Source organism: Shewanella glacialimarina (assembly GCF_020511155.1).
Classification (GTDB): domain Bacteria; phylum Pseudomonadota; class Gammaproteobacteria; order Enterobacterales; family Shewanellaceae; genus Shewanella; species Shewanella glacialimarina.
Genome location: NZ_CP041216.1, coordinates 393246 through 419674, shown reverse-complemented (window position 1 = coordinate 419674; position 26429 = coordinate 393246). Strand labels below are relative to the sequence as shown.

Annotated in this window: 21 protein-coding genes and 1 other RNA gene; 9 read left to right on the top strand and 13 right to left on the bottom strand. The window is 41.7% G+C overall.

Going from position 1 to position 26429, the window contains the following annotated elements; genetic code table 11:
* Positions 1-59 precede the first annotated feature (59 nt).
* Positions 60-455, bottom strand: coding sequence for an MAPEG family protein (locus FJ709_RS01735; protein WP_226412863.1), 396 nt, complete (start codon positions 453-455; stop codon positions 60-62).
* 187 nt (positions 456-642) lie between these two features.
* On the opposite strand from FJ709_RS01735, the gene FJ709_RS01730 reads away from it, so the two are divergent.
* The 3 genes from FJ709_RS01730 (at position 643) to FJ709_RS01720 (ending at position 6127) form a co-directional block, all read left to right on the top strand.
* Positions 643-1863: a threonine/serine exporter family protein gene (locus FJ709_RS01730; protein ID WP_226412861.1), complete on the top strand. Its 1221-nt coding sequence runs from the start codon at positions 643-645 to the stop codon at positions 1861-1863.
* Positions 1864-2175: 312 nt separating this feature from the next.
* Positions 2176-3849, top strand: coding sequence for a BamA/TamA family outer membrane protein (locus FJ709_RS01725; RefSeq protein ID WP_226412859.1), 1674 nt, complete (start codon positions 2176-2178; stop codon positions 3847-3849).
* Between the two features lie 133 nt (positions 3850-3982).
* Positions 3983-6127 carry a TonB-dependent receptor gene (locus FJ709_RS01720; RefSeq protein WP_226412857.1) on the top strand — a complete coding sequence of 715 codons (2145 nt, stop codon included), beginning with the start codon at positions 3983-3985 and terminating at the stop codon, positions 6125-6127.
* Between the two features lie 53 nt (positions 6128-6180).
* Here the strand turns inward: FJ709_RS01720 and FJ709_RS01715 are convergent, their stop codons facing one another.
* The 5 genes from FJ709_RS01715 to rsmI all read right to left on the bottom strand — a co-directional run bounded on the left by FJ709_RS01715 (position 6181) and on the right by rsmI (position 15467).
* Positions 6181-7647 carry a carbon starvation CstA family protein gene (locus FJ709_RS01715; RefSeq protein ID WP_226412855.1) on the bottom strand — a complete coding sequence of 489 codons (1467 nt, stop codon included), beginning with the start codon at positions 7645-7647 and terminating at the stop codon, positions 6181-6183.
* Between the two features lie 382 nt (positions 7648-8029).
* Positions 8030-8965 (bottom strand): diguanylate cyclase domain-containing protein, encoded by a 936-nt coding sequence (locus tag FJ709_RS01710; RefSeq protein ID WP_226412853.1) that lies wholly within the window; start codon positions 8963-8965, stop codon positions 8030-8032.
* The gene (locus FJ709_RS01705; protein ID WP_226412851.1) at positions 8965-13881 is read right to left on the bottom strand and encodes a PAS domain S-box protein; all 4917 of its coding nucleotides are present in this window, start codon (positions 13879-13881) and stop codon (positions 8965-8967) included. Before FJ709_RS01705 ends, FJ709_RS01710 begins: the two co-directional genes overlap by 1 nt.
* 325 nt (positions 13882-14206) lie before the next feature.
* An RNA gene (rnpB, locus tag FJ709_RS01700) (RNase P RNA component class A) lies at positions 14207-14558 on the bottom strand.
* A gap of 66 nt (positions 14559-14624) precedes the next feature.
* On the bottom strand, positions 14625-15467 hold the full coding sequence (gene rsmI / locus FJ709_RS01695) for a 16S rRNA (cytidine(1402)-2'-O)-methyltransferase (RefSeq protein WP_226412849.1): 843 nt from the start codon (positions 15465-15467) through the stop codon (positions 14625-14627).
* An 89-nt stretch (positions 15468-15556) separates the two neighbouring features.
* On the opposite strand from rsmI, the gene FJ709_RS01690 reads away from it, so the two are divergent.
* The 4 genes from FJ709_RS01690 (at position 15557) to FJ709_RS01675 (ending at position 18991) form a co-directional block, all read left to right on the top strand.
* Entirely contained in the window at positions 15557-17383 is a 1827-nt protein-coding gene (locus FJ709_RS01690) for a penicillin-binding protein activator (RefSeq protein WP_226412847.1), read from the top strand.
* Positions 17380-17706 carry a YraN family protein gene (locus FJ709_RS01685; protein ID WP_226412845.1) on the top strand — a complete coding sequence of 109 codons (327 nt, stop codon included), beginning with the start codon at positions 17380-17382 and terminating at the stop codon, positions 17704-17706. Before FJ709_RS01690 ends, FJ709_RS01685 begins: the two co-directional genes overlap by 4 nt.
* A gap of 113 nt (positions 17707-17819) precedes the next feature.
* Entirely contained in the window at positions 17820-18413 is a 594-nt protein-coding gene (locus FJ709_RS01680) for a phosphoheptose isomerase (protein WP_226412843.1), read from the top strand.
* Positions 18410-18991 carry a BON domain-containing protein gene (locus FJ709_RS01675; RefSeq protein ID WP_226412841.1) on the top strand — a complete coding sequence of 194 codons (582 nt, stop codon included), beginning with the start codon at positions 18410-18412 and terminating at the stop codon, positions 18989-18991. Before FJ709_RS01680 ends, FJ709_RS01675 begins: the two co-directional genes overlap by 4 nt.
* Before the next feature lie 71 nt (positions 18992-19062).
* Here the strand turns inward: FJ709_RS01675 and trpS are convergent, their stop codons facing one another.
* The 3 genes from trpS to rpe are packed head-to-tail and all read right to left on the bottom strand — an operon-like array spanning position 19063 to position 21486.
* A complete protein-coding gene (gene trpS, locus FJ709_RS01670; protein WP_226412839.1) occupies positions 19063-20061 on the bottom strand; it encodes a tryptophan--tRNA ligase in 999 nt (332 codons plus the stop codon).
* 33 nt (positions 20062-20094) lie between these two features.
* On the bottom strand, positions 20095-20775 hold the full coding sequence (locus FJ709_RS01665) for a phosphoglycolate phosphatase (RefSeq protein ID WP_226412837.1): 681 nt from the start codon (positions 20773-20775) through the stop codon (positions 20095-20097).
* Between the two features lie 42 nt (positions 20776-20817).
* The gene (rpe, locus tag FJ709_RS01660; RefSeq protein WP_226412835.1) at positions 20818-21486 is read right to left on the bottom strand and encodes a ribulose-phosphate 3-epimerase; all 669 of its coding nucleotides are present in this window, start codon (positions 21484-21486) and stop codon (positions 20818-20820) included.
* 386 nt (positions 21487-21872) lie between these two features.
* Between rpe and FJ709_RS01655 the strand changes: the two genes are divergently transcribed.
* A complete protein-coding gene (locus FJ709_RS01655; protein WP_226412832.1) occupies positions 21873-22238 on the top strand; it encodes a hypothetical protein in 366 nt (121 codons plus the stop codon).
* A gap of 2 nt (positions 22239-22240) precedes the next feature.
* Complete coding sequence (locus FJ709_RS01650; RefSeq protein WP_226412830.1) at positions 22241-22420, top strand: DUF2970 domain-containing protein; 180 nt, start codon at positions 22241-22243, stop codon at positions 22418-22420.
* A 10-nt stretch (positions 22421-22430) separates the two neighbouring features.
* On the opposite strand, the gene FJ709_RS01645 is transcribed toward FJ709_RS01650, so the two are convergent.
* From FJ709_RS01645 to aroK, 4 genes are all read right to left on the bottom strand, one after another.
* A complete protein-coding gene (locus FJ709_RS01645; RefSeq protein ID WP_226412828.1) occupies positions 22431-23273 on the bottom strand; it encodes a Dam family site-specific DNA-(adenine-N6)-methyltransferase in 843 nt (280 codons plus the stop codon).
* Positions 23274-23334: 61 nt separating this feature from the next.
* Positions 23335-24738, bottom strand: a complete 1404-nt coding sequence (locus FJ709_RS01640) for an AAA family ATPase (protein WP_226412826.1) — start codon at positions 24736-24738, stop codon at positions 23335-23337.
* Between the two features lie 19 nt (positions 24739-24757).
* Positions 24758-25834, bottom strand: a complete 1077-nt coding sequence (gene aroB / locus FJ709_RS01635; RefSeq protein WP_226412824.1) for a 3-dehydroquinate synthase — start codon at positions 25832-25834, stop codon at positions 24758-24760.
* Positions 25835-25842: 8 nt separating this feature from the next.
* Positions 25843-26358, bottom strand: a complete 516-nt coding sequence (aroK, locus tag FJ709_RS01630) for a shikimate kinase AroK (RefSeq protein ID WP_188842299.1) — start codon at positions 26356-26358, stop codon at positions 25843-25845.
* Positions 26359-26429 lie beyond the last annotated feature (71 nt).

Below are 26429 nucleotides of genomic sequence, written 5' to 3'. Positions count from 1 at the left end.
GAAAAATTTCCACTTATTTCTGTATGTTATTACTGATAACTTGAAAAGTGGCTGGTTTATTAAAAACCGATAAAGAAACCAATATTAGCTATCACTAAACCTAAGGTGACGATCCAGGTGGTTAATACTCCCCAGAAACGGCCAAAATGATAACCGCCTTTTCCTTGAGTTAATCCTATGGCGTGTAGTAAACGCGCCACAATCCAAGCGGTACCAAAACAGTGAAGTAAATAAACAGGCATGCCATTTGCTTCTGCCACCCCAAGTAAAATTAATACCAGTGGCGCGTTTTCTAATAAGTTTCCATGCACTCGCATTGCTAACGATAAGTCTTTATTACCACCATCACCAATGCCAATAGAATGTAAACGTCGTAATTTAACAATGCGATAAGCAAGCGCGATCACCAGTAATCCGGTCAAACTCGCATACAAACCTGTTACCAATAAAGCCATTTTTTGCTCCAGTCAATTTTTGTAACACTATCATAACCATAAATGAGTAAACTATCACCTTGATAAAAACCAGCTAAAATTTTAACGGCTGGTATTGAAGGCAAATAGTTTATCGATTAATAACAACGGATCGGTTACTATTCGCTGCATTATTAACCCAAGATTAATTAAGAGTGACTGACGGCCAGTGGATAATCAAGACTTTATCGAAAAACGTAGATTTATCATTAAATTAGGTAAAGCATTACACAAGTTTGGTACGCCAGCTTATCGCCTTGAATCCCATTTGCAGACGGTATCCCACACCCTTGGTATTGAAGGTTATTTTCTTATATCTCCCACGTCTATGACGTTTGTTTTACAACATGATACTGAACAAGAATACAACCATGTTGCCCGCGTAAAACCCGGTGATTTAGATTTAGGCTCACTGGCGCGTACCTTTGAATTAGTTGAAGAATTAAGTTCTGGCCAACGCACATTGCAAGAGGCGCTTGACCGTTTAGAAGAAATTGCTAACAAACCCAACCCTTACGGCCACAAGCTTACTTTATTAGCCTTTGGCTCAAGTGCCGGTGCCTTTGCTATGTTAATGGGTACGGGTTGGCATGATGTGTTCTGGTCTGCCATGCTGGGGCTAATTGTATACAGTTTAGTGTTTTGGGCTGAGCGCTCTAAACGTGTTGCCGAAATGCTAGAGCCTTTGGCTGCCGTTGTTGTGGCTATCCTGGCCTGTGGTATTGCGCAATTTGATGCCAGCATTAATTTACCTGTGACTATTTTATCTGGGATCATCATCTTTGTCCCTGGTTTAGCACTGACTTTAGGGTTAGCTGAGTTAGCCGCACGCGATTTAATATCAGGCACGGCACGCATCATGGATGCCGTTATGCAGTTGTTTAAACTGTATTTTGGCGCCGTACTTGGGATGACCATAGGTAAAGCCATTTTTGGCGAAGCGATTTACATTGATCCTGAACCACTGCCTCGTTGGGCCATTTGGTCCGCGGTACCCATGCTCTCTATGTCACTGGTGATTATATTTAAAGCTCGCCTTAAAGATTCGCCATGGGGTGTTTTTGCCGGCATAGTGGCATTTTTCTCAGCCATGTTAGGCGGCCTTTATTTAGGCGAATCCATCGGTATTTTTGTAGGCGCTCTGGCGGTAGGTATTTACTCCAATTTGTATGCACGTTGGATGAAAGCGCCTGCCTCTATCGCGCTGTTGCAAGGCATCGTTATTTTGGTGCCCGGCAGTAAAACTTATATCGGCCTTAATGCGTTGATTTCTGGTGAAACTATGTTGAATCAGGCACACCTGGGTTCGCAAATATTTTTAATCTTTATGTCGCTTATCGCAGGGCTTATTTTTGCTAACGTGATAGTGCCGCCTAGACGATCTTTATAGGCAGGAGCAATACTCAGATAAATACTGCAGGCTGCTATTTTTCGGCCTGCTTAATTTTTCTCGCTACACAATAGTATTTTACCTACTGAATCATTAACCATTCTAGTTACCCATTTATAGCTAATCCTGTCTGTGTAGTTTTTTTAATAACCAATATCAAAAACAATACCAATCAAATACGGTAAACACTTGACTCTACACCAATTCAGGTGTGTTATTAAACATGCTGACAACAAAAACAAAACACCAGCAAAATGTTAACGACCATTTTAGTAACAATTGCTCTAAAAATAATAATTAAAGGACGTCTCGATGCCAAAAACCTGTTTAGTGTTACTGAGTATCGCGTGTTCAACTTTACCATTCGCAGCTTATACCGCTGACATTAATTCAAATAACACATCATTAACACCACCACCTGAAACGGCCTTTTCTGCAGAAAAAGATAAGCAAAAATCGACGGTTAAAGTCAGTAAAATAGTGGTTCAAAGCAATCCAATCTTTGATGAATCTGACCCAGAATCATTCTTTATTCATCATTGGGCAAACTATCTGCATATCAATACTACCGACTCAACTATCATAGAAAATTTAAGCTTTGAAGTGGGTGATGATATTAGTCAAAAAGATATTGAAGAAGCACAGCGTCTTTTACGGTCAGAATCTTATATTCGTGATGCAAAAATTACCGTTACCCAAAAGGCGCCAGACGCCGATAATACCACCGACCAAACCATGCTGGTTGAAACATGGGATAACTGGTCACTGTTACCGACTGTGAGTTTAAGCAAAAATGGCGGCGGCACTAAGTACTCTTTTGGTATTAAGGAGGATAACTTACTCGGTTTAGGTATTAATACTCGGGTGAAATATCAAGCTAGCGATGACAGAACAGGCTACAAATTTGCCTTTAGCGCACCGGTAACAGCAATCAAACATGCCATTGTTGCAGCAGATTTTTACGATAATAGTGATGGCCAAGCCACAGCATTGGCTTTTTACAAACCCTTTTATGCTTTAGATACTAAGCACATGTATGGCACATCTTGGGTACAAGATGAGCGAACAGACATCATTAGACAAAATGGTGTCGACGTGAATGAATTTAAACATAATGTCGAGTTTGCTAACCTAACCTATGGTTGGTTGTTAACCCGTGATCAGGATCAACTTAGCCGGGTGACTTTGGGTTTGACTCAAGATAGCAATAAATTTGAAAATCTTGAAACGTATCCGCTAAGTGAATTACCCGTTGATCGTGACTTTATCTACCCCTGGATAGGCTATGAATATCTACAGGATGATTTTACTGTTCTTAATAACATTCACCTTATCGGCAATAACGAAGACTTTAATTTAGGTTGGCACCATTCGGCTAAGCTTGGCTTTGAAACCAATGATCTTGCCGATAACGCTAATTTGGGATATCACTTAAATATTCTCAGCAGCAGAGGATGGCAGTCAGATAACCATTTATTTTTAATCAAACTGCAGGGCGAGGCTGATTTAACCACCAGCCAGGATGATTTTTATAATGTTTCGTTAGCGTCTGAATACTTTTATAACATTACAGATAAATGGACCGCTTACACCAAAGCAGTCGTTGCAGCATCAAAAAATAACTACCTTGACCGTACATTCGCCTTAGGGGATGAGACCGGTATTAGAGGCTACCCTAATGATTATCAACACGGTGATAATCAGTGGGTGTTGACCGCTGAATTAAGAAATTATCCTAATATCAATTTATATCAACTCGCCGATTTGGGCTGGGCTTTATTTACCGATGTTGGTCAGGCATTTGGTGGGACAGATGCATTTAATGAAGTAAATGATCCTATAGGCAGTATTGGTATTGGCGCTCGAATTTATTCATCTAAATCAAGTTACGGTAATATTGCCCACATTGATATTGCCAAGCCGTTCACTAATGGACAAGACTTGAATAGCTGGGAGTTTCGATTCCAAATTAAAGACCACTTCTAACTCGGTAACACGTTTGATGCTAAGCCTAGCATCGAGCATAAATGTCTCGTGAATGTAAATATTGTGAAAATAACCTGAAAACGTAAATGATAACTAATATCATTTGCCAAAATTATTCACAATAGGTACACATATGTTATTTACCCCTAGTAAATTAGCGACTGCGACGCGCTGGGCATTATGCTTAATGTCTTTATCATCAGCCAGCGCTATCGCCGATGAGGCTCAGACTAGCAACAAATCAATGGAACGGATGATCATAACTGGCAGTCGCGCTGTTGAGCGCATAGACGAAGTCCCGTCATCGGTTACGTTAATAAATCAACAAACCCTAGCACAAGATATGCAAGTGACCAGTGAGCTACAAAACTTACTCGCCTTTCGTGTGCCAGGCCTTGCCCCTAGCACGGGGACCTCAAGTAATTCAGGGCAAACACTACGTGGTCGCGCCGCATTGGTTATGATTGACGGTGTCCCGCAATCTACCCCTCTGCGTAATGGCCAACTGGGGATAAGCTCTATCGACCCAGGTGCAATAGAACGTATTGAAGTGATTAAAGGGGCAACCTCAATTTATGGTAATGGTGCCTCTGGTGGCATTATCAACTACATCACCAAACATGCGGGCACTGACAAAGCAAATATTAATCTGGGCGTTTCAACCAAATTTAGCGCGGTAAAGCTAGACGACAGCGCAGGTGTAAGGCTTGATACCTCGATAGACGGCACACTAGATGATTTTAGTTATGTATTGAGTGCAATAAGTGAAAAAACAGGTTTAGAGCGAGATGCTGAAGGCGATATTATTGGCTTGATCTATGGTTTGTCTGAAACCCAATCAAATAACCTTTTCACTAAACTCGCTTACCAGCTAGACGATGATAAGTCTGTACAACTCACTTACAACTATTATGAAGCCCAGCAAGATGCAGATTTGATTGATGTAATTGGCAGTGTTAATAGTGGCGTAAAAACCTATGCTATTCATAACACTCAAGGCATTGCAAAACCCGGGGTGCCACAAGGCCCTAGAGGCAATCATAATTTAATGTTGAAATACGTCGACCAGGACATTTTTTATAACACCCAACTCACATTAGATGGATACCTTCAAACAATAGAGAACATGTTTTTCTATTCAGCTAGCTTAGCTAACCCTAGCGAAGGTTATGATGGTGGACAATCACTGATTAAATCTGAAAAAACAGGCTTGCGCGTTAATTTGGCCACAGCTGCCGACTGGGAACACGTTGCAGCAACCTTCATTTATGGTATCGATGCGCTACAAGATGTGAGCTCACAACCGCTAGAAGATGGCCGTATTTGGGTGCCAGAAATGGACATGTATAATTTAGCGGCCTACTTACAAACCAAGTTTATTATTGCCGATGACTGGATTATAAAAGCAGGCGTAAGACAAGACAGTGTCGACTTAGCCGTTGATAACTATCAAACACTCAAGTTATGCAGTACCCCTAGCACCTGTTCTGTGCCATTTGACGTAAAAGGTGGCGACTTAAGCTATGACTCTACCACCTACAATTTGGGGCTAAGATATAACTTCAACCCTCAATTCAGCCCATTTGTTAGTTTTTCTCAAGGTGCAGATATTTCAGATTTAGGCAGATTACTACGAGCCGCTACCGTTAATGATATCAACCTAGTACAAACACAAGCCTCGGTTGTTGATAATTATGAAATCGGACTGTCTGGTCAATTAAACGACCTAAGCTATGAAGTTGCGGCTTACAAGAGTGAATCTGAACTTGGCACCAGTAACAAATTTGACCCGGTTACAGGGGTTTATATGCCAGTGCGTGCACCACAAAAAATATGGGGATATGAGGCACAACTTGACTACCAAATACTCGACAACCTAAGTTCCGGAATGTCCTACAGTTGGGTAGAAGGTAAAGATACCGATGCTGACATTTACCTAGATGGCGGCATTATTGCCGCACCTAAATTTACTGCTTACCTTAACTGGCAGCCTATTCAGCAGGCCAGCATCGGCTTAAATTATATGTATGTAGGCGATCGTAAACGCTTTGAACAGGTCAATGGTGCGTACGTTGGAGCACAGGGGCCAATTGAACATTACAATGTAGTGAACCTGAGCAGCAGCTATCAAATTGACAGCTGGCAATTATCGCTTGGTATTGAAAATCTATTAAATGAAGATTATTTCTCAGCCCGTTCACAGGCATATACTTACAATGGCTATAATACTAAATCTCTGGGCACTACTGTTAACCTAGGGGTTAAAGCCAATTTTTAACCCCAAAAAAGACCTTGCAAGCGCAAGGTCTTTTTAATTACAAAAACTGTTTTTTATACCACTGCAGTTTTACGCTTTTGATGTGCGAGTACAAGTGCAATCAATGACACCACACCAACCGCAATACCGACTGGCTTACTTAATTCCATCGGTAGGCCAAAACCAATACCTGCGGTCATAATATAAGATACCGTAATACTGGTACCAATAATCGCCGGTAAACTGACAATCCAATGGAAAGTGCCACGGTCAAACAAATACTTAGTCGCTAGCCACAATACACTGGTTGATAACAACATGTTTGAGAAGGCGAAATAACGCCAGATCAATGTGAAGTCAATCTTCGTCATGAAATAAGCAATCACTAAAATCGGCACAGCCAACAATAAACGGTTACGCATACTTTGCGGAATATTAAACGCATCGGTAATGGTTAAGCGCAATGAACGGAACGCGGTATCACCAGAGGTGATAGGGAAAATGGCCACGGCAATAATTGCCATAATGCCACCCGCTACACCTAAATAAGTGGTTGCAACCTGATTAACCACTAACCCAGGGCCGCCCTGAGCCAAAATCTCTTTAAGCTCAACATAACCACCTGGGAATGCTGCAATACCTGCAGTAGCCCATACACACGCCACAATACCCTCTGACATCATGGCGCCAAAATACACTGGGCGGACATATTTCTCATTGGTTAAACAGCGCGCCATAATGGGTGCTTGAGTCGAGTGAAAACCACTAATAGCACCACAGGTAATGGTGACAAATAATAATGGCCATGTGGGTAACCCGTCAGGATTAGGTTCTAATAAATCATTGTTATAATGGCTATGGTCAAAATACGCTAGAAAATCTCCGGCCATAGGTAAATGCGGTGCATTGATTAATAGTGCCACAGCCAACGACAGGGTCATCACAATCATTAACAGCCCAAATACCGGATATAACTTAGTGATAATCTTATCAATAGGTAATAAGGTCGCTAGAAAGTAATAAACTAAAATAACCAATACCCAAAAGGTATTTCCGCTTAAGAATGTGCCTTCAAAATAGCTTAAATTACTTAATAGTCCTGCTGGGCTCATGATAAATACCACGCCCACAAAAAACAGTAACATAGCAGTAAAGACCAGCATTAAACCTTTAAAGAATATATTAAAATAGTGACCTGCAATTTCAGGTAAACTTTTACCATCCTCTTTAATACTCAATACACCCGAAAAATAGTCATGTACCGCGCCACCTAAGATATTACCGATGACAATCCATACTAAGGCTACGGGGCCATATAAAGCGCCAAGAATAGGACCGAATATTGGTCCTACGCCTGCAACGTTTAAAAATTGAATTAAATAAGCTTTTACAGGGTGAACTTCAACATAGTCCACACCATCATTAAATCGAGCTTGCGGCGTTTTTGCGGTGGGGTCTATTCCAGCTTGTCGTTCTACAAATGGGCTGTAGAATTTATAAGCTAGGACCAGCAACGCAATACATATGAAAAATATAAGCATAATATTTGTCCAGTAGGGAGAGGCATTATTGTAGCTTAGAAGTGTCAACGACTTACCGTGCGAGGTCAAGGCTCGAGCTGCTAGACTAAGGTCTAACAAATCCCTATTTAACTTCACATTTTTAGCTTTTTTGCTGAATGAGAGACAAAGAGAGTCACTCACTTATGACTCATACTGATTGTGGTCTCTAAAGATGATGTTTTTCGGTTGGTTAAAGTGGCCTCGACGAATGGCTTAACTCAATCCAGTTTCGGCCGCTGTGATCGATAAAACAGTGCCCTGTGGGCTGTTACTATTTGTATTGATGAATTGTAAGACTGAGTGTGAAATCAAGCTCAATCTATTGAACTCACCATCGGGATGCTAATTGATTAAACACGCCTTACAAAGCTATGCCCTTAACTTGATTACGTCCAGCTGCCTTAGCTTCATATAGCTGCATATCAGCCTCTTTGAGTACCTGTTCCCATGTCTCGTCTAGCGTCGGCAAAATGGTGGCAACGCCCGCACTAATAGTCACAGTAGATGAAATACTAGAGTCAGTATGCTCAATAGCTAATGCCTGCACTGCCTGTACCATCTTCTGAGCAATAGAGACTGCACCTTCACTGTCAGTGTCAGGTAGAATACAAACAAACTCTTCACCACCGTATCGAGCGACCAGATCATAGGGACGCATTGCTATGCCATAAATAGCTTGTGCGACCGAGCGAAGACAATTATCACCTTCTTGATGGCCATAGGTGTCGTTGTAGCGTTTGAAAAAGTCGACATCCAGCATGACCAATGACAAAGGCTTATTGTGACGAATACAATGGCGCCACGATTCAGGTAAGCTCCGTTCAAATTGACGGCGATTAGCTAATCCAGTTAAGCTATCGAGCAGGGCGATCGCTCGTAAAATATCAGATTGGCGCTTGAGTAAAAATTGGTTTTTAACTCTTGTGGTGGTAATAATGCTGTTTATTGGTTTATGAATAAAATCAACAGCACCTAATTGAAACCCTTTAACTTCTAACTCTTCATCAAAGTGCGCTGTCACAAAAACCACTGCAGCATTGGCGGTTATGGGATTGTTTTTTATCTCTTCACAGACCTGCAGCCCTGACATTCCGGGCATTTCAATATCTAACAATATCACGTCAGGCTTAACTTTTTGGCACACCTCAATGGCCTGTTTACCACCAGTAGCCATATAGACATCAAACTCTTGATGAAATAGCGGATGTAATATTTTTATATTTAACGGCTGATCATCAACAATCAAGATCTTACCTTTATTATCGTCAGCCAAACTAAGTACTTCAGAATCTAACATTAACCTACCTCCGTCTCGATAACCGCAAGTAATGCCAAAGCATTTTCAAAATCAAGCGCTTGAACTTGGGAATATAACTCGGTCCAACACCTATGATAAGACAATGAAGCGGCCATGTCGTCCACTAGGTAAATAGCATCCAGGTTGTTTTGTTGTAAATATTGCTTCAACAACATGATTTTATTGTTAATAAGTTCAATATCTTCAGGTAAACCTTGCACTTGTGGGTCAACTGCTGGTGCTTCATTTGATAGCGTCTCAGATATATACTCAGACAGCTGCTTAACGCTGAGTTGAGCTAATAAAGTTAACTTCTCCGTCCAGCGTTCAACTTGTCGCACTTGAGGGTTACCGTGTTTAAACTGCTGTTCTAAATAAGCCGCAAAATCAGCTAAGGTTTTTGCGCCAAAATTACTGGCAACGCCCTTAATTCCATGGCTAACTGCGGCGCTAATTAATGGATCGGCTTGCCTAATCGCAGCTGTAAACAGTAATAACTGTTTATCTATTTCAGCCTCAAATCCTTTGGCCATTTTTTTGAAAAAAACTTCATTGTCTCCAAATCGGCTCAGTATCTGTTCAAGACTATCTAATAAATGCTCCCCCTCAGCAGGAACTTTAGGCTCAAGCACAACAGATGTCTCTTCCTTGCCTACAATATTATCGATTGCAACTGAGGTAAATTCACGTCCGACAAGGGCCAAAATACTCGGCACTAACTTCTGCATATCAATAGGCTTACCTATGTGATCGTTCATGCCGGCATTGATACAATCGACTCTGTCTGACTGCGAGGCATTAGCCGTCATAGCAAGAATAGGCAACAGATCAAAACGGGCATCTTCTCGAATGCGTCGAGTCGCCTCTAGACCATCTATATCAGGCATCTGCATATCCATAATAACGATATCGAATGTCTGTTTTGCTTGGGTAACCAAAGACACGCCCTTAATACCACCTTCAGCTAACACGACCTTAGCGCCTTCTAGGGTAAGTAGTTCATCGGCCACTTGCCTATTTAATTGATTATCTTCTACCACTAAAATAGTTAATCCAGACAAGCGCTTTTGCTTGTGCAGTTTTAACGGTACCGGTAAAGCCATCAGCTCACCGCGGATCACTTGGCTAATGGACTCAGCCAAAAGCTTAGACGTTACAGGCTTAGTTAAAAAGTGCACAAATGGCGCACTTGACTCTTTATCATCTTGACGGAAGACTTCTTCACTGTAAGCCGTCAACATTATCACCGCCGGCGCCATACCTTGCTGGCCCTGCTGACCTTGCACCGAAGCCCGTAATAACCTCGCGGCATTAATGCCATTAAGTTCAGGCATATTCCAATCCATTAGTACAACATCAAACGGCTGTCGAGCATTATTTGCCTGTTTGCATTTAACTATCGCTTCTGCACCACTATAAGCACACTCGACTACGCAGCCAAAATTAACCAAGATACTTTGTAAAATGTCCGTAGTGGTATGATTGTCATCTACCACTAAAATTCGACATCCCTGAATATCGATTGAAGCTTCTGCGGTCATAGGTATTAGCGGTAAAGTGACATCAAACCAGAAGCGACTTCCCTTGCCGACTTGGCTGGTGACTAACAACTCACCGTCCATCAATTCTACCAAACGTTTACTGATGGCTAACCCCAGACCTGTGCCTCCAAAACGCCTAGTTGTAGAAGATTCAGCTTGTTCAAATCCGGTAAAAATGCGACTAATTTGCTCTTCACTGATGCCTATCCCTGTGTCGGTAATCGAAAAACGCAGCTTGTTATTATTGGCTGTTGATTCAAGGCACTCAATACCAATCACGACTTGCCCTTGTTGGGTAAATTTCAGCGCATTACCGGCTAAATTGATTAGCACTTGCTGCAATCTTAGCTTATCGATAAGCAGCCAAGATGGGATAGCGGGGTCAAGATTAAACATCACTTCAACATCACGATTACCAAAATGTCCTGATAACACCGCGGCAAGGTCGCGCATTAACATCTCTATCTCGCAGGGCTGCGGGTCAAGTTGTAACTTACCGGCTTCAATTTTAGAAAAGTCCAAAATGTCATTTAATAAACCCAACAAAGACTTAGCAGCAGTTTGAGTCTTAGCAATATAATCCTCTTGCTGAGTGGACATGGAGGTATGCTGCATTAACTGTAACAAACCCAGCACCGCATTCATTGGAGTACGAATTTCGTGACTCATATTGGCTAAAAATACCGACTTTGCAGCACTAGCTGCATCAGCTTGTTCTTTGGCTGTGCGAAGCGTTTCTTCTATTTCACGTTGTTCGGTAATATCAATATTAATACCAATCACTCTAACAACATTTTCATGCTTGTCTTTTTCAATCTCGGCAGCCGCTTGAATATAACGCACTTCACCATCAGCACTCACCACTCTGAATAAAGGGTCAAATTTTCCAATACCGGCTATCACATCATCCAGTTTTTGCTTTACCCGTTGGAGGTCATCAGGATGAACCCGCATCAACCAATGTTGGTATGTTACTCCTTGTTCTCGTAAACTCAGAGGATGATCGTAAATGGTGAACATACGATCATTCCACTGCAAACTATTGTCTAGTACGTTTAAAGTCCAAATGCCTAGCTTAGCGACCTCAGCAGCCTTACTCAGATGGTTACTTGCAGAGATCAAGGCCTCTTGTTGCAGCAGCGACTGGGTGACATCAACCCCGATACCCAAATAACCGAGTAACTGACCATCACTGTCACGCATCGCAGTCACAGACAAAGAAATTTGGCAATGGGAACCATCTTTTTTTACATAAGTCCAATTACGCGTCTCAGGTCCTTCAACTCTGGCTTTATAAACAAAAGTATCAAAGCCTTCAATGGCCAAACCATAGTGTTGTGATAATTCAATTGAGCGTGCTTCAACTTCCTCAGGGAGGTGTAAAAAAGCAGGGCTAGATAACCCAACTATCGATTTAGCGTCATAGCCTAATAAACTTTCTGCGCCGCAATTAAATATACTAATAATACCCTGTTCATCTGTGGCAATAATTGACATTTCTGAAGCGGCATTTAATACACTGGTTAATAGTGATCCAAGTTTGTTTTTCTCTAACTGAACAAATTTACGCTCAGTAATATCGGTACTGAGTGCAATAAAGCGTTCGATATTGCCATTGTCATCGGCTACTGAGCCAATAATGGTATCAAACCAATGTCTACTACCCTGTTGGTCTAAATTACAAATTTCACCGTGCCAGGATTGCCCCGAATTAATCTGTGCCCACATGCCTTGCCAAAATACAGCATCATGTTCACCAGAGCGTAATATTGAATGGTTTTTCCCTATGAGCTGCTCGCGAGAATAGCCACTCATTCGACAAAAGTAGTCGTTGACCTCTAAAATAACACCGTCAATATCAGTGACAACCGAAAGTAGTTGATCATTAATTGATTTAAGCAGGGCTCTATTTTCAGATAGAGCATGTTGCAGCTCTTGCGTTCTGTTGGCAACCTTAAATTCTAAGCTCTCATTTAACTTTAAAATCCGCAGCTCTGCATCTTGCTGCGCCGTAATATCGCGAATAGTTTGACAGACACCGACAATATCACCCTGTTCATCAACTATCGTCATAGCGGTCATAGATGTTGCTAAAATTTTACCATCTTGGCACAGATGAGATGAAACTTGATTTAAAATAACCTCTCCAGCTAACACTTTCGCAAACCAACACTTTTCAAGTTCAGCTTTTTCAGGCGGTACAATCAGCTCAGTACTGAGTGACCCATGCACCTCGGACTCGTTGTAGCCAAACAGTAACTCAGCACCTCGATTCCAGCTGGTGATATAACCGTCGAGATCATAACTAATGATGCCATCAAGCGAATGCTCTAGCATATTGGCCAGCCTTGCCTGTTCAGTTAACACTTGTTGTTTACGTTGTAAGCCAATAGACCACAGCACAACCAATGCCGCCAATAAAATGCTGACAAGCACACTATAAATAAATACAACACTGGCATGATTAAGGTGTAAGTTATTGATAAATTCTGGATAGGCACTGATCGTAAATTGCCATGTACGGCCAAAAACATTCTTGTTCACCGTATATTGATAGTGGGTAACAGCAGCCGCTGTTGCTGCCTCAGTTGTATAAAAGGTACTGGGGTTATCTTGCGAAGTTACATCCGTCAGCTTTAGCTGAGCTGTTTGCTGGTATAAAGCTAATCCGCTCAATACCTCATCGGCCACCAAAGGCGCATAGCTCCAACCATATGCTTCCATTTTGCGAGCTTCTGGTGTTAAAGGAGTAACTACACTGCGGTATATTGGCATCAAAATTAAAAAAGATTGTAACGCTTTGCCTGTCACCTGCACTAAGGTAATTGGCCCAGACAAACGCACGTCACCAGATAGTATTGCGGCATCGGCTGCCTCTCGGCGTTGCAGCTCTGAGCCAATATCAAGACCAACAGCAGCAATATTACGTTCAACCGGTTCAATATATTGAATCACATAACGGTCATTATCGTGGGGAGCAAGCTGACGAATAGCAAAATTAGGCCAACTATCTTGTTGAGCCTGGGTAAGAAAAGACGCTTGCTGCTCGGGTGAAACGATACGAATAAAACCAAATCCGCGCGCGCCAGGAAACTCCTTGTCAACCTCTCGCGTTGCACTGTAGCGAGCAAATGCCTCACGAGATACTTCATTTTCGCCAGCGGTAACAATCATTCCACGAGCACCGCGAAGGCCATATTGATAAAGAGTGATACGGCTCAATACTTGATAACTAATTTGTTCTGAAGCAGTTTGAAGTGACTTATTGATTTCAGCAGAGTTACGCTCATTAACTACCCAGGCCAAAGCGGCACTGATGATTAAGCCCAAAAATAGCACTGCGAAGCCCCGCTTAACGGCAGTGTTGTACTCCAAAGACAAATCCATAATCACCTAAGATATTAAAATTATAGAGTTATGATATTGGACTACTCAGAAAGATTTCGCCAGTAGAATCACTAATGGTTAAAAAGATCTTTTCTAAAGCGTTAATTTCACTCACAAACCGTTTATGAGCACTTTGATAAATTAGTTAGATTTAGCCACTAGACAACAAGGCTGATGATATCTTTGATAAAATTAGCTTATGCCGTAAATAATACCAACCTTCATAACATGCGAGTTAGAACGGCTACTGCGTATATAGACATAAGCGCAAAAACAAAAGGCCTCACATCGCTGTGAGGCCTTTTATTATAAAGAGGTGAGTTGGCCGATAAGCCGGGTCCTGTCGTGGACAGTTATTCATCTAGGCCTGCAATCGCTCACAGGCTCAAGCAACCTACCCGGTTCCAACGCGAGCAGCGCCATGCGGAACCCTATTTGGTCTTGCTTCGGGTAGAGTTTACCTTGCTACGGACTATTGCTAACCGCACGGTGCGCTCTTACCGCACCCTTTCACCCTTACCATTTTAGCAAGCTAAAATGGCGGTCTCCTCTCTGTTGCACTTGTCGTCGGTTCACACCGCCCAGGCGTTACCTGGTACCCTGCTCTTTGAAGCCCGGACTTTCCTCCCCGTACTTACGTACGCGGCAACTGTCTGGCCAACTCGGCGCGGATTATAGCGTAAGCCTGCCAACAAACCAATCCATAGTTTACTTTATCGATATGACTTAAATTATAAGCCGAGTTCAAGCCCGATTTTATACAATGCGTTCTTTTTAAAACCATGTATTTGCGCGGCTATTGCGGCGGCTTTTTTAAGCGGCAATTCAGCAGCAAGCAGAGTCAAAGTGTCAATAGCGACCTTGGGAATCGCCTCATCATCGGCCTGGGCAAAGCCATGACACATAATAACTATTTCACCTTTTTGCTGGTTCTCATCTGCGATAACCATCGCCAGTACTTCTTCAGCAGTGCCTGATAAGAAGGTTTCAAAGGTTTTAGTGACTTCTCTGGCCATAACAATTTGGCGATCGGCGCCCAGCGCGGTAACAATCGAGGTAAGGCTGTGGACAATACGATGTGGTGATTCATAAAAAATTAACGTACGCGGGTCTTCTTTAAGCGCTGTTAATTTATCAATACGGCCTTTTTCTTTCGCCGGTAAAAAACCTTCAAAACTGAATCTGTCTGAGGGAAGTCCAGAAGCACTTAGTGCAGTAATTGCCGCGCAAGGCCCCGGCAGTGGAATGACTTTATGACCAGCTTCTCTAACATGTTTAACTAGGTGATAGCCTGGATCAGATATTAGCGGTGTGCCAGCATCTGAAATAAGCGCAACCGATTGACCTGATTGTAATTGCTCAACAATCCACTGGGCACGATCACGCTCGTTGTGGTCATGTAAGGCTGTTTTACGGGTTTCAATACCGTAATGACTTAACAATCTGCCACTGTGCCGAGTATCTTCACATGCTATCAAACTAACTTGATTTAACACTTCAATTGCACGGCTACTCATGTCCGCGAAATTGCCAATGGGGGTGGGCACAATATAAAGTGCTGCGGCTTGATCCATAACTACCTCAATAATCTCTTTGCACAAGTCTTTCGCCCAGCGTAAGAGCAGGTTAAACTAAAGCCAATATCTTACCAGAGTGAAGCCCTGTGTTAAAAAGACTGATTTCAATTAAATTTCTATTGGCACTGACACTACCAGCATTATTGATTGGTTGTTCAGCCACTAAAACCGAAAGTATTGATCAAGTAGTCAATACGTCATTAGTGTCTGTAGAGCAACCAGCAAGTGTTTATTTATCCGAAGCCAGCAAAAGCAGCTTACCTGAAAAACGTGATCGCAACCTGTTATTAGCAGCCCATGCGTATATTAATGATGGTAATTACAGTTCTGCTCGTAGCATTTTGTCATCGATGCTAAAAAATATGGTGAAAGTGTCTACCATTCAGGCTGAGCACATTTACTTAAATGCGCGTATTGATGAAAAGACTCAAAATGCGCAGGCTGCATTAAACACATTACAATATCCACCCCATTGGAAACTGCCCCGTTGGCAAATGGCGACATATCATCAGTATAAAGCCCGCCTTTATAAGGCTATCCAACAACCTATCGATCAAATTAGACAATTAAGTTTGTTAAGTAACTATTTGCCTAAATCTGAATCGACTCAGGTTAATGACGTTATTTGGAAAGTGTTACAGCCCTTACATGAAGAAACCATTAAAAGCTTCATGCGTGAACCGGCAAACCCAATATTTTCAGGCTGGCTACAACTCGCTTATATCGCTAAACACTATGCAGTTGAGCCCACTCAGCTGGTTCGTTATTTAGGCGAATGGCAACGCAATAACCCACATCATCCAGGTGCGGTAAAATTACCGTCTGATTTAGAAAAAGCACTCAATGCTAAACCTTATCGCCCGCAAAATATTGCGGTTCTATTACCGCTTTCAGGCCCAAGAGCGGCTGTTGCCGAACCTATAAAAATGGGCATTATGGCCAGCTATATGGCCGAATTTGATAGCAATGTCACTCTGCATTTTATTGATAGCCAAATAGGCATCAAAGCAGCTTATCAGCAAGCAACTGATACCGGTGCAGACTTTATTATCGGGCCATTATTGCCTAATGAAGTGGAAGAGTTGCAACGCTTAAACCAAAGTAAAGAGCAACTTATTCCGCAACTGTATTTAAATCAACTAGAGCAGTTTGAGCCACAGTCTAATCAATTTTATTTCTCGTTATCACCCGCGCAAGAAGCCAGTGATGCCGCGCGTAAATTGTACGCCGATGGGGTTAAGATACCTTTACTGCTAACCAGTAATGACGCCATTGGTAAACGTATGGCTGAAAGCTTTAATCAAACCTGGTTATCGTTAACAGAAAATAACGCTGAAATTCATTATTTTGATAGCGGCGACCAAATGAAACTCACCGTGCAGGAAGCCTTAGGGGTTAAAGACAGTCAGGCAAGAATTACTCGTATGAAAGAGATACTGGGCAGCAAACTTGAAGCTGATTTTCGCTCTCGCCAAGATATAGATGCTATCTATATGGTTGCGGCTTACCAAGATTTATCGTTATTAAAAGCCTTTTTAGACGTTAACTTCAGTGTATTTGCAGAACCTGTTGCACTTTATACTTCGAGTCGCGGCCGCTTAGAGAACGAATCAACCCAGTCGGCACAAGAGTTAAATAAAGTGATGATCAGCGACATACCTTGGTTAATGCAGCCAAGTAACGAAACTCGTATGGTTGAATCTTTATGGTCTACCTGGAATAACAGCCAAAAACGTCTATATGTTATGGGGTATGACGCGCTCGAGTTAGTGAACCGGTTAGCCCAAATGCGTGCATTTCCAGGATACCAATTTAATGGCCGAAGCGGTGCATTGTCGCTAAAACCTAATGGGTTAATTGACCGTCAATTAACCTGGGGCAAATACGAAAAAGGTAAACTCACGCCACTATGACATCAGGCGAACTCGCTGAACAACATGCTAGAGAATATTTACAGCAACAAGGATTAACCTTTGTTACTGCAAATGTGCGCTACAAGTTCGGCGAGATTGACCTCATTATGAAGCAGCAACAGACTTTAGTGTTTGTTGAAGTGAAATATCGTAAAACTCAAGCCTTTGGCGGAGCAATAAATGCACTGAGCGCTAAGCAAATTAATCGCATTCGCCTCAGTGCTAACGCTTATTTGCAACAACAAGGCATTAATCCACCTTGCCGATTTGATGTTATTGCCATAAATAACACACAAATAAGTTGGATTCAGGGATGTTTTTAAGCATCAATAGTTACCACAGCATTGATTTATGGCATTATATCGACACAGACTTGGCGACAATACACCCCGGTAGTTAACCGCCAGTAAAAATTCTATATCGTAAGGATTGTTGCATGTTAGAACGTATTAAAGACAGTTTCACAGAATCGATTCAAACTAAAATTGATGCGGCAGAAGCCTTACCTGAGTCAATTGAAAAAGCTGCTGAAATGATGGTGCAATGTTTACTCGGCGGTAATAAAATTCTTTCATGTGGTAATGGCGGCAGTGCCGGTGACGCGCAGCACTTTTCTGCTGAGCTACTTAACCGCTATGAAATTGAGCGCCCACCTTTACCGGCTATTGCATTAAGCTGCGACACATCCACTATCACAGCCATTGCTAATGACTATAGCTACGATGAAATTTTCTCTAAGCAGATTTTAGCGTTAGGCCAACCAGGTGATATTTTATTGGCTATTTCTACCAGTGGTAACTCTGGCAACATTATTAAAGCCATGGAAGCGGCTTTAAGCCGTGACATGACTATTGTCGCTATGACAGGTAAAGATGGCGGCGCTATGGCAGGCTTGATGAGTGCTGGTGATGTTGAAATTCGCGTGCCATCAAATGTTACCGCGCGTATTCAAGAAGTGCATTTATTAGTCATTCACTGCTTATGTGACAATATTGACCGTACGTTATTCCCTCAGGATGAACAAGCATGATAAAGCTTGTTGCCATCATCTCGGTTATAGCCTTGCTGCAAGGATGTGCTGGGGCAGTTATGGTTGGCGCTGTTGGTGGCGCCAAGATGGCTAATGATGAGCGCAGTATGTCTACTCAAATCAGTGATACCAATGCTGGCTTTGATATTACTGGCGCCCTTTCAAAATACGAAGACTTAAATAATCAAACCAATATAACTGGCGTGGTGATGAACGGTAACGTATTAATGTATGGGCAAGCGCCTAACTCTATGTTGCGCGATAAAGCCATTAAAGCGGTACAAGAGTTAAATATTGGCGGTAAAATTCATAACCAGATACGTATTGGTAATCCTACTTCTTTTACCACCCGTAGCAATGACACTTGGGTAACTACTAAAGTAAAAGGCCGGATGTTGAATGAGAAATCATTAGATGTGACGCGCATTAAAGTGATTACTGAAAATGGCGAGGTATTTTTACTCGGTTTGATTGAGCGTAGCCAAGCTGATCTGGCCGTTGACGTAGCCCGCAATACCGCCGGAGTTCGTAAAGTCGTTAAAGTGTTCGAATATGTCGAGCCCAAAGAAGAAGATTAGTCGAACTTTAAAACCTAATTGTATAAATCAAAAAAGCACCTAAAAAGGTGCTTTTTTATGCATAAGAAACCCTATACAATCATGCCGATTTTCTTATACACCAAGTCTATAGTTGCTTGGGCGCGCGCTTTGGCTTTTTCAGCCCCTTGCTTCATCACCTGCTCAAGATAAGCTTCATCTGCACGATACTGCTTAAAACGTTCCTGTAACGGTTCAAGCATAGCGACAACCGCTTCACCTGCTTCAACTTTTAAATGGCCGTACATTTTGCCTTCAAACTCAGCTTCTAAAGTCGCAATCGACTTACCTGTTACACCTGACATCAGGCTCAATAGATTCGATACACCGGGTTTATTTTCAACATCAAAACGCACCACTGGTGGCTCGTCGCTGTCTGTCATGGCTTTTTTAACTTTCTTCAGAATTGCCTTTGGCTCTTCTAGCAGACCAATCACATTATTGCGGTTATCATCAGACTTAGACATTTTCTTCAGCGGCTCTTGTAATGACATTACCTTAGCGCCGTGTTCTGGAATATATGCCTGAGGCACGGTAAAAGTATCGCCATAGGCATTATTGAAGCGAGTGGCAATATCACGTGTCAGCTCAAGATGCTGCATTTGATCTTGCCCTACAGGCACTGATTGCGCTTGATACAATAAAATATCTGCCGCCATCAATACAGGGTAACCAAATAAACCGACATTAATATTGTTAGCATGCTTTTGTGACTTGTCTTTAAACTGGGTCATGCGATTTAGCTCACCCATTTGGGTGTAACAGTTCAACGCCCAACTTAACTGGGTATGCTGCGGCACATGTGACTGGACAAACACGGTACTTTTATCAGGGTCTACACCACAGGCTAGATACAGCGCTAATGTATCTAAGCACGCATCACGTAATTTCGCAGGATCTTGACGAACAGTAATTGCATGCAAATCAACGACACAATAAATACAATCATGTGTGTCTTGCATTGCCACCCACTGGCGTAGCGCGCCCATATAATTACCTATGGTGAGCTCGCCTGATGGCTGTGCTCCGCTGAAAACTATGGGTTTAGTCATGGGTTTTGTTGCTCCAATTACTGTGTTGTAAAATTATTTAGAAAGTAAAAACTGACCGATTTGGCCAAAGTCATCACACACTTCATTCGGTTCGCTTAAACGAATATGTTCACCATAGTTATAACCATAAGTTAACCCTATGACTGCAACATTGGCCGATTTAGCTGCTAAGATATCATTCTTAGAGTCGCCTATCATCAACAACTGTTGTGGTTCAATTTGCCATTGCTGCAAAAGGTGATTAAGGGGTAATGGATCAGGCTTCATTTTTGCTAATGAATCCCCCCCTAACACATGATCAAAAAAATCACGTAAACCAAACGCTTCTAGTAGCGGAATAGTGAAACGATAGGGTTTATTCGTTACCACAGCCAAACGATAGCCAGCCTGTTTTAAAGCCGTTAGCGTCGACAATACATTAGGATATAAGCGGCTATATTTTTCCAGAAACAAACCATAGTGATGCATAAACTTAGGCATAGTGTCTGATAATAGCGATTCATCAACCTCTTTAGCCAGTGCAAAGCTGAGCGCTCGGTGCATAAGCATTTTAGCGCCATTGCCTACCCAGCCCCTTACTTGATCTTCACTTGCTTGTGGCAAAGCCAATTCAAGTAATGTTGCATTGGTTGCGGCCGCCAAATCAGGCACACTGTCAATTAAGGTGCCATCTAAATCAAAGGCTATGGCACGTATTTGATCAAAATTTGTCATGGTTGGGCTACTATTTACTGCTAATAAAGTTGACGTTATAGATTATACTTTTGCTAACTCACTGCGCATTTCATCGATGACCGTTTTATAATCAGGTTGACTAAAAATAGCCGAACCCGCTACAAACATATCTGCACCTGCTGCCGCGATTTCAGCAATGTTATCAACCTTAACACCGCCATCTACTTGTAAACGAATATCAAAACCACTGGCATCAATACGTTGACGAACTTGGCGTAATTTATCTAATGTTGACGGAATAAACGACTGCCCACCAAAACCTGGGTTAACCGACATCAACAAAATAACATCTAGCTTATCCATTACATGGTCTAGGTAATGCAATGGTGTACCAGGATTAAACACTAAACCCGCTTTACATCCTGACTCTTTAATCAACTGTAAGGTACGATCAACATGCTCAGACGCTTCTGGATGAAAGGTAATAATTGATGCACCCGCTTTGGCAAAGTCAGGCACTATTCTATCAACGGGTTTAACCATTAAATGAACATCAATATCCGCAGTGATCCCATATTGACGTAATGCCGTACAAACCATTGGGCCTATAGTCAGATTAGGGACATAATGATTGTCCATTACATCAAAATGCACCACATCTGCACCCGCATCGAGTACAGCTTTAACATCGTCACCCAAGCGGGCAAAGTCAGCAGATAAGATTGATGGAGCAATTAAATAAGGTTGCATCTTGGTCTCGCAGCAAAATAAATGAAGTAATAGTTTACCCTTTGAGACGAAAAGCCTCTAGTTAAACGATAAAAAAATGCCGCAGGTATGCAACAAGTTTGATTTTAAAAATAAATATGCTGTATATGTTCATAAACTATACGGATTTGGTATAATAACAAAGATGTTGGCACTGTTTCAGGTTCAGCTTGTGGTACCAATGCAATAGCATGACTAATTAGCTATCAATTCTATAGAAGCTAAATACAAATCAAGCAAACTAACACATTGTTAATTAAGTATTAAATTTTTTATAAAAAAATTTAATATTAAGTTTAAGTTTATTGAAAGTAAAAGCGTACAATGTCAGCAATATGCTGGCGTTAATTAATGGAAAGGATCCCCTCATGGAATTACGTCCACATCGTTTATTTTCGTACCTTAGCACCAAATCAGTAAAATCTATCGCTGCTATGGTGACGACTTCAACTTTGGTTGTGCTAATTAGCTTTGCATTTTCATCGTCAGCCAAACAGAGTATTGATCAGGCATGCGCCTGTGATACGGATGTAAATTATAATGCAAGTTTACCCTCTAGCCACCCAGTCAACCGCTGCGCAACCAAAGAACATGATGTAAGTTGGAAAAATTGGATCTCTGGCAATAGTCGTTCAAGTCAGTTCCATTTTATCGACTTAATTGAATTATTATATGGTCATAAAGATAAACCGCTTGCGGATATACCTGCATCAAATAAGCCTGAGCAAATTTAACCGTGTCTTTTTGGCGGATATTTAGCAGTACGATTGCCGCATTTTTTGGGGTGCAAACCGATAGTAATCGTCAGCGAGATTTTAAAAAAACTTCACCTGTGCCTTTTATTCTAATGGGCATTGCTTTAGCTATAGTGATGGTTTTAACGTTAATCTTTATTGTACAGCAAGTCCTTAGCTAATCTCTCAAACCTAGCTTTCTTCATCGTCAAAATAGTGATGGTCATACAGCGCCATAATTTCATCTACTTTAATTCGCGAAGCACCTTTTTGGCTAATATTTCTTTGCACAGATATTGTGGCAAGTTTTGCGCCACGATAAAGCTCTCTGGTCAGCGGAATGTCATGATTACTGATCAGCACAGGAATATTGCGTCTATGGGCTGTATGACGTGAATGTCTGGCAAGTAATGCCTGATCATCTAAACTGAATCCTGGACCTGCGTAGGTAGTAAAACTTGCGGTGGTCGATAATGGAGCATAAGGAGGATCACAATAAATAACATCACCTTCTTTTGCTAAAGCGAATGCACCTTCATAACCAATACATTTAAATGTGGCTTGTTTGGCTTTGGCTGAAAAATGGCGAATTTCAGCTTCAGGGAAATAAGGTTTCTTGTATGAGCCGAAAGGTACGTTAAAGCCACCTTTGCGGTTATATCTGCACAAACCATTGAATCCAAATCGATTTAAATATAAAAAATATACCGAACGGGTAAAAGGATCACGGCTTAAATTAAAATCGGTACGTATCTGATAATAGGCTTCTTTGTTATTCATTTCAGCAACAAATAATGCTTTGGTCGCCTTGATATAAGCGTCTGGCTTTTGCTTTACTATTTCATAAAGATTAATCAAATCTTGATTAATATCGCATAACAAGTAGTCGTCAAAGTGGGTATTTAAAAACACTGAGCCAGCACCAACAAAAGGCTCAACTAATCGCTGACCTTTTGGTAGATGTTTCGACAATTCATCGACGAGTTTAAATTTTCCACCCGCCCATTTTAGAAAGGCTCTATGCTTTTTTGTCATAAAGTGAGTTACTTGCAGCTAAAATTAAAGCTGAAGATTGTACTCTGTTTGCACTTATTTATCATCGACTTTCCAGTTCAATTCTATATTCGCTTAAATCGGTCCACTTTCTCACCCAAGGAGCACTTATGCCATACTCAGCTTGTAACCGCTCAGCCTGTTGTTGAGCCTCTTGTGGAGAAAAATACTGACCAAACAACAACACATATCGCTGATTATGTTTAGCGATATAAACGAACTCTTTATTACCGATTTTAGTTATTATTGATTCCAATGACTTCTTATCTATCACGCTGGCCAACTGAAGCGTATAGCCCTTATTAAGTAGATCATTGTTATCATTTATCTTTGTGAGCACTGGCTTGCGAACATCTTTTACAACACTTGCGATATCCGAACTAGCGGCTTTCGGTTCAGCTGCAGAGCTTTTAGCATCTGCGATAGATTCGTTGTTATTAAGCGCTGTCGAGCCTATTTCAAGCGCAGTATCCCTATTGTGACTCACCTTTTCTATACCAGGTAGTTTAATGCTCTGTATCGCAAAAGGAGGATGAGTTTGATTATTTTTTGTCGCTGGCTTAATAGATGATATCAATGTCTTACCATAGAATACGATAAAGGCTTCAGCGCTGTCTCGTTGTTGCTGCTGAAGTGCGGTCAATTGCTTCTGTGGCTGGGTTAATTCTACTCGATTAAACCTTGGCTCATTTTTAACAAAGTATCCCATTATTACCAACACAGTCACAAGCATTAACAACGAGGCTAGTTTGATTTTCATCCCCCAAGCAGGGCTATTTTGTTTCGGCTCGGTTATCGCTAACTGTAATAACTCAACGACTTCAAAGGGTGTTCCAGATTGATTCTCCAGCTGACGATGAATAATATCTCTCGCGATAAAAGAGGTACTACCGGATCTCATTAGTAAGCTTTGATATAAACCATCCCGCTCTGCTATCGGCAATGGCTCAATGGTAATAGGCAATAATAACTGACGCATGTCATTGGATAGCTCAGCCATTAATTTTGAAAGATAAGAGGAATCCATTGCCATAGTCACTGACACATTTGAGCCGCCACATTGAATTTTTGATAGCAGAATGCATTCTGCCCATAAGGTTTTTGGCAATAAATGGGCATCATCAATAATGATATGTAAGGGTTTAGTCAACGTTGATTGAATACGCATAATGGTATCCATCAGGGGGATTTCATCGTCGAAAATAGGCGAAGAAATTAATTGAACCAGAATTTTACGTCGGATCTCTGCTGAAGCAGCATGCTGAGGGCAAAGAACAAGCGCCGAATTATAATCATCAAGTTCACTGGCTAGTGCTGCACTTAAGGTAGATTTACCCGATCCTTTTTGGCCACATAATAACAGTAACTGGCCACTATAGCTGGCGGTATGCTGAAGTCGCTCAACGAGCTCTTCTTGGGTTGGCAGTAATAATAATGCTGAAGTCAAAAAATCCACCACACGTCAATTATGCGCGGTTGATCACCCGCTCAAGTAAGTCTTCACTAACATCACTGAAAACATCTGCCTCACCTAAAGCAGTTGGCAAAATTAATCGGATCTTACCAGCTAATACTTTCTTGTCACGCCGCATATGCTTAATAAAACTATCAAAATCCATCGACTTAGGAGCATTAACGGGTAGGTCAAATGCAACAAATAAATTTCTAATACGACAAACTATTGACTCATCTATTAAATCGAGTTCTTGCGCAGTCAATGCAGCAAGAATTGTGCCTGCTGCAACAGCGTCACCATGCAGCCAAGTACCATAGCCCATTTCAGCTTCTATAGCATGACCGAAGGTATGGCCAAGATTAAGTAACGCCCTAACTCCGCGTTCAGTTTCATCTTGTGTAACAACATCAGCTTTAATCTGGCAGCATTTGGCTATGGTATATTCCAACGCCTGTGTATCTAACGCTTTTAACGCGGCGACATTTTGCTCTAACCAAGAAAAAAACTCTCCATCCCAAATAATGCCATATTTGATGACTTCTGCCATACCAGCAGAAAATTCATTAGCAGGAAGGGTTTTTAAGCAATTGGTATCAATGATAACGCTTTTAGGTTGATAAAATGCGCCTATCATATTCTTGCCAAGGGGGTGATTTACAGCCGTTTTTCCACCGACAGAAGAATCAACTTGAGACAATAATGTCGTCGGCACTTGAACAAAATCGATTCCACGCTGATAACATGCAGCCGCAAAACCGGTCATGTCGCCGATAACCCCACCACCTAAAGCAACGAGAACTGAATCACGAGCAAAGTTACGCTCTAACAAAGCTGAAAAAATAATATCCAGATGCTCAAGGTTTTTGAATTGCTCGCCGTCAGGCAGAATGATTTTTTCAACTGACGCACAAGACACCATTGCCTGTTCCAATGTAGATAAGTACAAAGGGGCAATAGTGTCATTGCTAACGATGAGTATATTCTTGTTTGCAAGGTAACGGCTAAAAAGCGCGCTATCATGCATCAAATTCTGGCCTATATAAATAGGATAACTTCTATCACCTAAATCGACCTGAATTTGTTGCATTACTTTACCTAAAAACCGAGTTGCTCAATTATTTGATTTGCGACAATTTTCGCACTTTGTTCGTCTGTCTTTACGATGACATCGGCAATCTCTTCGTACAAAGGATTACGCGATTCTGCTAAGTTCTCAAGAACTTCGCGTGGGTCATCAACTTGCAGTAATGGACGACGTTTATCACGTTGCGTACGAGCAACTTGTTTATCGATAGTCGTCTCTAAATACACCACAATTCCGCGAGCAGAAAGATAATTGCGAATATCTTTACTCTGAACCGAGCCACCACCAGTTGCTAACACAATACCTTGCCTCTCTGAAAGATCGGCAATAACTTGTGCTTCACGACGACGGAAACCTTCTTCACCTTCAACATCGAACACCCAAGCGATATCAGCGCCTGTACGTTGTTCAATCTCGTGGTCAGAATCGTGGAATTCTAAATGCAGCATTTGAGCCAAATGACGGCCAATTGTGCTTTTACCTGCGCCCATAGGGCCTACTAGAAAAATATTACGTTTTTCAGCCATTTCGTATACGTCTGAATCTTATATAAAAGAATGCCTGATCGACTAAAGATACAGCCGACCGCTTAAAATAT

What these genes read in the sequence shown, in the direction of transcription:
- FJ709_RS01735 (WP_226412863.1), bottom strand. Translation starts at nt 455, where the DNA reads ATGGCTTTATTGGTAACAGGTTTGTATGCGAGTTTGACCGGATTACTG.
- FJ709_RS01725 (WP_226412859.1), top strand. Translation starts at nt 2,176, where the DNA reads ATGCCAAAAACCTGTTTAGTGTTACTGAGTATCGCGTGTTCAACTTTA.
- FJ709_RS01720 (WP_226412857.1), top strand. Translation starts at nt 3,983, where the DNA reads ATGTTATTTACCCCTAGTAAATTAGCGACTGCGACGCGCTGGGCATTA.
- FJ709_RS01715 (WP_226412855.1), bottom strand. Translation starts at nt 7,647, where the DNA reads ATGCTTATATTTTTCATATGTATTGCGTTGCTGGTCCTAGCTTATAAA.
- FJ709_RS01710 (WP_226412853.1), bottom strand. Translation starts at nt 8,965, where the DNA reads ATGTTAGATTCTGAAGTACTTAGTTTGGCTGACGATAATAAAGGTAAG.
- rsmI (WP_226412849.1), bottom strand. Translation starts at nt 15,467, where the DNA reads ATGGATCAAGCCGCAGCACTTTATATTGTGCCCACCCCCATTGGCAAT.
- FJ709_RS01685 (WP_226412845.1), top strand. Translation starts at nt 17,380, where the DNA reads ATGACATCAGGCGAACTCGCTGAACAACATGCTAGAGAATATTTACAG.
- FJ709_RS01680 (WP_226412843.1), top strand. Translation starts at nt 17,820, where the DNA reads ATGTTAGAACGTATTAAAGACAGTTTCACAGAATCGATTCAAACTAAA.
- FJ709_RS01675 (WP_226412841.1), top strand. Translation starts at nt 18,410, where the DNA reads ATGATAAAGCTTGTTGCCATCATCTCGGTTATAGCCTTGCTGCAAGGA.
- trpS (WP_226412839.1), bottom strand. Translation starts at nt 20,061, where the DNA reads ATGACTAAACCCATAGTTTTCAGCGGAGCACAGCCATCAGGCGAGCTC.
- FJ709_RS01665 (WP_226412837.1), bottom strand. Translation starts at nt 20,775, where the DNA reads ATGACAAATTTTGATCAAATACGTGCCATAGCCTTTGATTTAGATGGC.
- rpe (WP_226412835.1), bottom strand. Translation starts at nt 21,486, where the DNA reads ATGCAACCTTATTTAATTGCTCCATCAATCTTATCTGCTGACTTTGCC.
- FJ709_RS01655 (WP_226412832.1), top strand. Translation starts at nt 21,873, where the DNA reads ATGGAATTACGTCCACATCGTTTATTTTCGTACCTTAGCACCAAATCA.
- FJ709_RS01645 (WP_226412828.1), bottom strand. Translation starts at nt 23,273, where the DNA reads ATGACAAAAAAGCATAGAGCCTTTCTAAAATGGGCGGGTGGAAAATTT.
- aroB (WP_226412824.1), bottom strand. Translation starts at nt 25,834, where the DNA reads ATGCAACAAATTCAGGTCGATTTAGGTGATAGAAGTTATCCTATTTAT.
- aroK (WP_188842299.1), bottom strand. Translation starts at nt 26,358, where the DNA reads ATGGCTGAAAAACGTAATATTTTTCTAGTAGGCCCTATGGGCGCAGGT.